This window comes from Pseudomonas sp. HMSC08G10 (genome assembly GCF_001808425.1).
Lineage (GTDB): Bacteria > Pseudomonadota > Gammaproteobacteria > Pseudomonadales > Pseudomonadaceae > Aquipseudomonas > Aquipseudomonas guariconensis.
On record NZ_KV793301.1, the window covers coordinates 23,630 to 31,380 of the forward strand.

Sequence of the window (7,751 nt, forward strand, 5' to 3'; positions counted from 1 at the left end):
CCCGGCGCTCTCCGCGATCGGGTTCGAGGCTAGTGAAAATCCCGGCTGCGCACATCCAGCCCCTGCAATAAGGGGCTGATGTCCTCAAGGCGCCGGGCAATCAAGTGGCGGACGCCCTTCTCCTGCTCCAGCCGTCCGCTCACCTTGAGCAGTTGCGACCCGACCAGTGCCCTGCGTTGGCGCTCAGCCAGGTCACGCCAGACCACCACGTTGACCATGCCGTGCTCATCCTCGAGGGTGACGAAAGTCACGCCGCTGGCGGTCTGCGGCCGCTGTCGCCCTACCACCACACCAGCCACGGCGATGCTGTCCCCGTGCTCGACCCCCGCCAGCTCGGCAGAGCTGCGACACCCCAATGCCCGAAGACTTCGCCGCAACAACGCCAAGGGATGTGGCCCCAGGGTCGTGCCCAGGGTGGCGTAATCGGCAAACAGGTCCTCGGCCACGCTCGGCACCGGCAACTCCACCGCCACTTCTGGCGCAGCCTCCACCTGGGCGAACAACGGCAGCTGCGCCTGCACGGCCGCCACCTGCCAACGTGCCTGATGACGGTCGCGAGCCAAAGCACGCAAAGCACCGGCATCGGCCAAGCGGGCACGGGCGCGGCTGTCGAGCTCGGCGCGCAAACACAAGTCCTCGACATCACGCCAGGGCTGACGCGCCCTCGCCTGCTCGAGGCGTCGGGCATCTGCCTCGCTAAACCCGCGGATCTGCCGCAACCCCAGGCGAATCGCCAACGTGCCCTCACCGTTCGGTTCCAGGGTGCAGTCCCATTCGCTGTGGCACACGTCCACCGGACGCACCTCGATGCCCTGGCGACGCGCCTCCTGCAACAGCTGATCAGGGCTGTAGAAGCCCATGGGCCAGCTGTTGATCAGCGCACAGGTGAAGATCGCCGGCTCATGGCACTTGAGCCAACTGCTGGCATAGCAGAGCAAGGCGAAGCTGGCGGCATGGGACTCGGGGAAGCCATAACTGCCAAAGCCCTTGATCTGCTCGAAGATCCGCTCGGCAAAGGCCCGCTCGTAGCGGTTCTTCAACATGCCATTGATCAATCGCTCACGGTGCGGTTCCAGCCCGCCATGGCGTTTCCAGGCAGCCATGCTGCGCCGTAGCTGGTCCGCCTCGCCCGGGGTGTAGTCGGCAGCGACCATGGCCAGCTCCATCACCTGCTCCTGGAACAACGGCACGCCCAGGGTGCGCTTGAACACGGCTTCCAGTTCGGGTGAGGGATAGGTCACTTTCTCCTGTTTCAGGCGTCGGCGCAGGTAGGGGTGGACCATGTCGCCCTGGATCGGCCCGGGCCGGACGATGGCCACCTCGATCACCAGGTCATAGAACTTCTTGGGTTTGAGGCGCGGCAGCATGGCCATCTGCGCCCGCGACTCGATCTGGAACACACCCATGGTCTCGGCGCGGCTGATCATGGCGTAGGTGGCGGGGTCTTCCTTGGGGATGGTCGCCAAGGTCAGGTGCCGGTCTCGGTGACGGGCCAACAGGTCGAAGCAGCGGCGCAAGGCGCTGAGCATGCCCAAGGCCAGCACATCGACCTTGAGCAGGCCGACCAGGTCGAGGTCGTCTTTGTCCCACTGGATCACCGTGCGCTGCGCCATGGCGGCGTTCTCCACCGGCACCAGGCGGTCCAGCGGCTGCTGGCAGATGACGAAGCCCCCTGGGTGCTGCGACAGGTGCCTGGGAAAGCCGATCAGCTGGCCAGCCAGCACCAGGATGCGTTGCAGCGAAGGGCTCTGTGCCTCGAAACCCGCCTCGGCCAGGCGCTGAGCATCCGGGATGCGGTCGCTCCAGCGTCCGCAGCACTTGGCCAGGGCGTCGACCTGGTCGGCCGGCAGCCCCAGGGCCCGAGCCACATCACGTATCGCGCCGGCGGCATGGTAGGTGTTGACCACTGCCGTGAGCGCCGCCCGGTCACGGCCATAGCGGCGGAACACATACTGGATGACCTCTTCCCGACGGTCATGCTCGAAGTCCACGTCGATGTCCGGCGGCTCGTTGCGCTCGCGGGACAGGAAGCGCTCGAACAGCAGCCGATGCTCCATCGGGTCCAGTTCGGTGATGCCCAGCACGAAACACACCACCGAGTTGGCGGCAGAGCCCCGCCCTTGGCAGAGGATGCCCTGTTTGCGGGCGAAGTCGACGATGTCGTAGACGGTGAGAAAGTAGCTTTCGTAACCCAGCTCGGTGATCAGTTGCAGCTCGTTGTCCAAGGTGTCCAGCGCCTCGCGGCTGGCACCTTGCGGCCAGCGCTCGGGCAAGCGCGACTGGCACAGATGGCGCAACCAGCTGGCAGGTGTGTGTCCTTGCGGCACCACTTCGCTGGGGTACTGGTATTTCAGCTCATCCAGGCCGAAGCGACAGCGGTTGGCAATGACCTGGGTTTCGGCCAGCAGGTCGGGCGGATACAGCTCGCCAAGCTCGGTCAAGGTGCGCAGGTGGCGCTCGCCATTGGGGTACAGGTAGCGGCCGGCCTCTGCCAGGGTGCAATGCTGGCGGATTGCGGTCATGCAGTCCTGCAGGGCGCGCCGGCCCCGGACATGCATATGTACGTCGCCGCACGCCACCGCGCGAATCCCCACCTGGCCCGCCAGGACGTGCAGTTGTTGCAGACGCCGGGCATCGTCGCATCCTCGATGCAGGTGCACCGCCAGCCACAGCCGCTCGCCGAACAGCGACTTCAGCCATAGCCCATTGGCCGGTGCATCCCCGGGCAGGGCAACCCACAGCGCCAGCAGACCCTGGCAATGGGCTTGCAAGTCCTCGCGGAGCAATTGGTAGGTGCCTTTTTCCGACCGGCGTCGCGCCCGAGTGATCAGTGCGCAGAGGTTCTGGTAGCCCTCGAGGCTTTCGACCAGCAGCACCAGCTTGGCGCCCCCATGAAGCTGTACTTCGCTCCCGACGATAAGCCGAACACCCTCCTGCCGGGCTGCCTGCCAGGCGCGGACGATGCCGGCCAGGGTGCATTCGTCGGTGATCGCCAGGGCCTGGTAACCCAAGGCCTTGGCCCGCTTGAACAGCTCGTCGGCACTGGAGGCCCCGCGCTGGAAGCTGAAATTCGACAGGCAATGCAGCTCGGCGTAATCCAACAGACTCATGCGAACCACCCCTGCAGCCACAACTGCCCGGGCTTGCTCAAGTCGTCATAGGCCCACCCCTGCAAACCATCACGGGTCTCGATGCGGTAGTAGTCACGACGCACGTCGCCGCCGTCCCACCAACCCGACTCGATACGTTCGGCCCGCCCCAACCGGCGCAAGCCTGCTTCGCTCAGAGGCTGGGGCTCAGGTAGCAGCCAGCCAGGGCGGCTGCCTGGCGCGACCGGCAATACGCCCAAGGCCCCCTGCTCCACCGACTGCCAAGCGCATTCGGGACGGTGATCGGCTTCGGCGCTCAGCGCCTTGACCGCATCGTCGCCCAGGCGCGCCCGCAGGCGTTCGCGCAGCTGCTCCCAGGGTTGGGCCTGTTGGGCCCGAGGGTCGAACAGTGCCTGGAGCTGGGGCACGAAAGGTGGCAGGTCCTCGGCCAGTAAACGAAGGTTACGTACCGGCGCAGGAATGCGCAGCGACTCCAGGCGCCCGCGTGCCAGCTCGAACAGTCTGGCAGCATCGCGCTCGGCGGCCAGCAGACCGACCTTGAGCTCGGTCGCCGGCCCTTGGGCATGTTCCAGGTACAGGTGGAAGCGCTGGACGCCGCAGTCCCGCCCCGCGAGAAAGACCGCCAGGTCGCTCAGCAGACGGCGCAAGGGGAACAACAACGCCTGGTGCGATTCGACATCGAAGTTCAGCTCCAGCCGCACCTCGAAGCGCTCCGCTGGTTGATGGTAGGCCAGGCCCAGGCTGCGCAGGCCGAGCAACTGGTCCAAGTGCACCTGCACCTGGGCGGCAAAGCGCCGGGTCAGCGCATCGCGTGGCAGGGCCAGGACTTCACCGAGATGGCGCAGCCCCATGCGAGCGAACGCCGTCGCCGCCTCCGGGGGCAGACCGATCTTGTCGACAGGCATGCATGCCAGGGCAGCCCGCGTATCCTCCACCGTCATCACTGCCAAGCCGTCATGACCATTGGCGAGCACGCGCGCGGCCACCGGATTGGTGGCCAGGACAATCCGGTGACGCAGCCCCAGTTCGTCCAGCTCCAGACGCAATCGTGCCTCGAACGCCGGCCAGGGCCCGAACAGCCCCAGACTTGAACCGACCTCCAGGAGCAATGCCCGCGGGTAGTGCCGACTGACCTGGCCACTGAAGCGGTAGGCCCAAGTGGCGAGCAACTGCTGGAGCTGCTCGATGCGCGCAGGGTCGGCCTCCACGCACGTGAAGCCTTCAGCCAGGGCACGGGCGGTCGTGAGGGTTTGCCCGGCCCGCAGGCCCAGCGCCGCAGCCGCCGCATTGACCGATTGCACCACCCGCCGCTGCTGCGGCCCGCCGATCAGCACCAGGGGGGCATCAGGGTCGTTACGCTCACGCAGGACGCTGTCCAACGCCAGTTGCGGAAACACGATACACGCCCACAGCATGCTGCATCAGCTCCGCACCGGGCAGGCGATGGGCGCTGCCGGCGACAAGCCGCCACGGCATTTGAGCACCCGCCATTGGGCAGGCCGGGTGTCGATGGCAATACGCAAGGCTGCTGGCGAAGGATTGTGCAAAGCCTGCTGCCCGCGGCAGACGAACGCCAGGGCCTGTCCTGTCTCGGCAGCCACCTGCAAGCGCCGCAGGGCTCGGTCATCGGCACGCCCAGGCCAGCACAGCACGGCCGCGCAACTGCCGGAGCGCAGGCACTGCTCGGCGGCCCACAAGGCTTCGGCCGCAGGGGCCTCGACCTGGGCCAACCAGCGCAGGTCGACACCGGCCGCCTGCCAGGCCGGCGCATAGGGAATGAACGGTGGTGCCACCAGCACCACCCGGCCGCCTTCACTGGTCAGGCGCGCCAGGCTTGGCCAGAGCAATTGCAGCTCACCGCAGCCAGGACTGGCCAGCAGCAGTTCCGTGAGTGCAGCAGCCGGCCAGCCGCCTTCGGGCAGCCGATCGTCGAGCGAGGCATGGCCGGTAGGCTGCAGGCCCTGAGGCCGTGCCTGGACCTGGCGCCCGCGCCAGATCCGACGCTGGTCAAGCAGGCGATCGAGGTCGACTACCGCGCCCATCAGTCACGCCTCAGCAGGCCACAGAACACGCCTTCGATGACGAAATCCCGACCCGACGCCACATCGATTGGCGCATAGGCAGGGTTGCGTGGCAGCAGGCGATAGCCTCCGGGGATGCGCTGAAGGCGCTTGATGGTCACCTCGCCATCCAGGCGGGCGACCACGATCTGCCCGTCGCGGGCCTCGCCCTGCTGGCGGATGCCGACCAGATCGCCATCGAAAATGCCGTCGTCGATCATCGAGTCGCCGCGCACCTTGAGCAGGTAGTCGGGCGTACGACGGAACAGACTGGGGTCGAGCAACAGCTGCTCGTGGATGTCCAGGTCGGGACCGATCGGCGCGCCCGCCGCCACTTGGCCAAGCACCGGGATTTCGAGGATCTCGGGCCGACGCAGCGGCTCGGCCAGACGGATGCCGCGGGCCTGGTTGGGTGTCACGTCGATGAAGCCGGCCTGGCTCAAGGCGGTGATGTGCTTGCGCGCCACGCTGCGCGAGGCAAAACCGAAGCGCTGGGCGATGTCGGCCAGGCTGGGAGGCTGGCCGTGATCGGCGATGCGCTCGCGGATGAATTCGAGAATGGCGCGGCGTTTGGGGGTCATGTTGTCCATGGAGTACATTTGTACTCTTTTCGGCGTACAGTGAACAGCCCCCTTCGTCGTCCGGTTTGGCTATCATGGCCGGGATTGACGTTTTCCCCTTTTGGATACCCGATGCTGACCGCCCTGCTGTTCGACCTCGATGGAACCCTCACCGATACCGATACCCTGCATTTGCAGGCCTTCCGCCAGTTGCTGCGCGAGCATGACGGCCGCGAGCTGAGCCAGGCGCAGTTCGAGGCCCAGGTCAGCGGGCGGGCCAACGGAGAGCTGTTCGCCGAGCTTTTTCCTCTCTGCAGCCCGGCCCAATGCCTGGCCCTGGCCGAGCGCAAGGAGGCGTTGTTCCGCGAGCTGTCGCCTCGGCTGACGCCCATGCCCGGACTGGCACGCCTGATGACCTACGCCCGGCAGCATGAAATCGGTATGTGCGTGGTGACCAATGCGCCCCGCCTCAATGCCGAGCACATGCTGTCAGCCATGGGCCTGGAGGGATGTTTCGGACATGTACTGGTGGCCGAGGAACTGGCCCGCCCCAAGCCCGACCCGCTGCCCTACCTGACTGGCCTGCAGCGCCTCGCAGCCACGGCCAGCCAAGCCCTGGCCTTCGAGGACTCTCTGCCCGGCGTAAAGGCTGCCAGCGATGCAGGCATCTTCACAGTGGGCATCGCCACCACCCAGACTGCCGAGCGATTGCTCGCTGCCGGGGCGCGATTGGTGGTCGAAGATTTCAACGACACGCGGTTGTGGGCATTGATAGACGAGATGGCCGGCTAGCGCCGACGGTAGCTTTTGTTGCCCGAGGGTGTCAGGCAATACACCCCGCCTCGCGGGCCCGTGCAGTAGTTGCCACTGCCGCATCCGCAGCCTTCGTCGCTGGCGCGCAATGACTGCACTGCCGGGCGCGCGGTACGGCTTCCGTATATCGCGCTGCAGTCTTTCTTCGAGGCGCTGATCGAGCCGTCGTTGCACAGGAAGATCTCTCCGTCACATCCTGCAATCCCACCCTTGCGACCCGAGCACGGGGTGTTAGCCGCCTGGGCCGACGTGACGCTGAGCAGCAGAGTCAACAGAAATAGCGACAGACAACGCCAACGCATGCACAGCTCCTTGTGATTAGTGGCCTTATGATATCACCCGAATTCATCCGGGCTACTGCACCATTCGTCGTGAGGGGGCAAGCCTTTGTCGAATCCAACAGCCGCCATTCGACCATTCGCTGAATCCCTCACGTGGAGCCAGCGTCATGAACAATCCAGACATCAAGCACCCAGTGGTGACCCGAAGCGAGTGGCTCGCCGCCCGGCGCCAGCTCTGGCTGCATGAAAAAGCCCTCACTCATCAACGTGACGAAGTGGCCGCGGCCAGGCGGGCCCTGCCGTGGGTGAAAGTCGAACAGCCTTACCGCTTCCACGGGCCCGATGGCGAGCTGGGGCTGGTGGATCTGTTTGCCGGGCGTAGCCAACTGCTGGTCTATCACTTCATGTTCGCCGACGGTTGGAGCGAGGGCTGCCCGGGGTGTTCGTTCCTGGCCGATCATTTCGACGGTGCCAATCTGCACCTGGCGCACCATGACGTTTCGCTGGTCGCGGTGTCGCGGGCGCCCTATGGGCAGTTCCAGGACTTCCGGCGGCGGATGGGGTGGCGGTTTCCTTGGTTCTCGTCACACGGTGGCAGTTTCAACGAGGACTTTGGGGTGAGTGTCGCCACGGATGGGTCTGGGCAGTACAACTACGAGGCCTATGCGGGGAGCGAGCAGGAGCTGCCAGGGCTCAGTGCGTTCTACCGGGACGGGAATGGGGCGGTCTATCACACCTATTCCACGTATGCGCGGGGGTTGGACATTCTGGTGGGGGCTTACAATTTTCTCGATGTTGCGCCGTTGGGGAGGAATGAGGGGGGGGCGATGGATTGGGTGCGGCATCATGATCGGTATGAGGTGGGGGCGCGGGCTGGGCAATGTTGTCATGAGTGAGGGCTTGGGCTTGGGCTTGGGCTTGGGCTTG

Annotated in this window: 7 protein-coding genes; 2 read left to right on the plus strand and 5 right to left on the minus strand. The window is 65.8% G+C overall.

Going from position 1 to position 7,751, the window contains the following annotated elements:
• Positions 1-29: 29 nt before the first annotated feature.
• From HMPREF3173_RS08930 to lexA, 4 genes are read right to left on the minus strand one after another with little or no spacing between them, the layout of a single operon-like run.
• Positions 30-3,110, minus strand: coding sequence for an error-prone DNA polymerase (locus HMPREF3173_RS08930; RefSeq protein WP_070572448.1), 3,081 nt, complete (start codon positions 3,108-3,110; stop codon positions 30-32).
• Entirely contained in the window at positions 3,107-4,525 is a 1,419-nt protein-coding gene (locus HMPREF3173_RS08935; protein ID WP_070572450.1) for a Y-family DNA polymerase, read from the minus strand. Before HMPREF3173_RS08935 ends, HMPREF3173_RS08930 begins: the two co-directional genes overlap by 4 nt.
• A 6-nt stretch (positions 4,526-4,531) precedes the next feature.
• Positions 4,532-5,152, minus strand: a complete 621-nt coding sequence (gene imuA / locus HMPREF3173_RS08940; protein ID WP_070572452.1) for a translesion DNA synthesis-associated protein ImuA — start codon at positions 5,150-5,152, stop codon at positions 4,532-4,534.
• A complete protein-coding gene (gene lexA / locus HMPREF3173_RS08945; protein WP_043215574.1) occupies positions 5,152-5,769 on the minus strand; it encodes a transcriptional repressor LexA in 618 nt (205 codons plus the stop codon). Before lexA ends, imuA begins: the two co-directional genes overlap by 1 nt.
• A 93-nt stretch (positions 5,770-5,862) precedes the next feature.
• Here lexA and HMPREF3173_RS08950 point away from each other — a divergent pair, with 93 nt between their 5' ends.
• On the plus strand, positions 5,863-6,522 hold the full coding sequence (locus HMPREF3173_RS08950; RefSeq protein ID WP_070572454.1) for an HAD family hydrolase: 660 nt from the start codon (positions 5,863-5,865) through the stop codon (positions 6,520-6,522).
• Here the strand turns inward: HMPREF3173_RS08950 and HMPREF3173_RS08955 are convergent.
• Positions 6,519-6,845 (minus strand): YdcA family protein, encoded by a 327-nt coding sequence (locus HMPREF3173_RS08955; protein WP_070572456.1) that lies wholly within the window; start codon positions 6,843-6,845, stop codon positions 6,519-6,521. The genes HMPREF3173_RS08950 and HMPREF3173_RS08955 overlap by 4 nt on opposite strands.
• A 146-nt stretch (positions 6,846-6,991) precedes the next feature.
• Between HMPREF3173_RS08955 and HMPREF3173_RS08960 the strand changes: the two genes are divergently transcribed.
• The gene (locus HMPREF3173_RS08960; protein ID WP_070572458.1) at positions 6,992-7,720 is read left to right on the plus strand and encodes a DUF899 domain-containing protein; all 729 of its coding nucleotides are present in this window, start codon (positions 6,992-6,994) and stop codon (positions 7,718-7,720) included.
• Positions 7,721-7,751: the final 31 nt, after the last annotated feature.